1 protein-coding gene is annotated in these 1,245 nt (G+C 63.1%); it reads left to right on the forward strand.

Going from position 1 to position 1,245, the window contains the following annotated elements; translation table 11 throughout:
* Positions 1-54 precede the first annotated feature (54 nt).
* A protein-coding gene (locus HUW62_RS47310; protein ID WP_176438196.1) for an IS3 family transposase occupies positions 55-1,214 on the forward strand; the annotation gives its coding sequence in 2 pieces (ribosomal slippage) (positions 55-334 and positions 334-1,214; 1,161 coding nt in all).
* Positions 1,215-1,245 lie beyond the last annotated feature (31 nt).

The raw sequence follows: 1,245 nt of genomic DNA on the forward strand, positions 1-1,245 counted from the left end.
TGGGCTTGATCCGCTTCAGTGGACACCAAGGAAGAGGCAGGTACGGTGTCCAACATGACGGAAGTGAAGAAGCCACGACGTCCCCGGCGTAGCTACACGGAGGAGTTCAAGGCCGGGGCGGTGAGGCTGGTGCTGGAAGAGGGAAAGACAACGTCCCAGGTGGCGAGAGACTTGGACCTGACGATGTCGGCGCTGAGGATGTGGGTGGACCAGGCGCGTGCGGACAAGGGCCAGGGCAAGCCCGGAGCGCTGACGAGCGGGGAGCGGCAGGAGCTCACGAAGCTACGCAAGCAGGTGCGCGAGCTGGAAATGGAGCGAGCGCTGCTAAAAAAATGGGTGGCCTACACCGCGAAGGAGAACGGGTGAAGTTTGAGTTCATCCGTGCGGAGCAGGCCTGCTTCTCCATCAGCAAGATGTGCCGCATGCTGCAGGTGTCACGTTCGGGCTTCTACGCGTGGACCCGTAGGCCTCCGAGCGCGCGACAGAGGCAGGACGCTCAGTTGAAGGTGCTGGTGCACGAAGCTCACCAGAAAGGGCGCTCTACCTACGGCAGCCCGCGCATCCACCGCGCCTTGCGGAACCAGGGAGTGCACGTTGGCCGCAATCGCGTCATCCGTCTCATGCGTGAGGAGTCGTTGGTGGGCCGGATGCGTCGACGCTACCGAAGCACGACGATGAGCGAGCATCAGCAGCCAGTGGCGGACAATCTGCTCGACAGGCGATTCACGGCGCACCGCCCGAATGAGCGCTGGGTGGGAGACACCACCGAGCTGTCCACCGCGGGAGGCAAACTCTACCTGGCGGCCATCGTCGACCTCTATTCGCGCTTCGTCGTGGGCTGGGCGCTCAGCGCGATGAACGACAGGCACCTGACGCTCAAGGCGCTGGACATGGCGCTGCGCCGTCGATGTCCGGCCGAGGGGCTCTTGCACCACACGGACCAGGGGAGCACCTACGCCAGTGAGGACTACCGGAACGCTCTGGAGCGACACGGAATCGTCTGCAGCATGAGCCGGCGCGGCAACTGCTACGACAACGCGGCGATGGAGAGCTGGTTCAGCACGCTCAAGAATGAGTTGGGAGAATTCTTCGAGAGCGCCAACGACGCGAGGGTGAAGCTGTTCGACTACATCGAGGTCTTCTACAACCAGCAACGCATGCACTCGGCAATCGGCTACGCTGCGCCGGCTGAGTTCGAAAGAGCAGCGGCGTAGTCAACCTGTCCACCGAACCGGATCACGCCCA

Source organism: Myxococcus sp. AM011 (genome assembly GCF_013372595.1).
Classification (GTDB): domain Bacteria; phylum Myxococcota; class Myxococcia; order Myxococcales; family Myxococcaceae; genus Myxococcus; species Myxococcus eversor.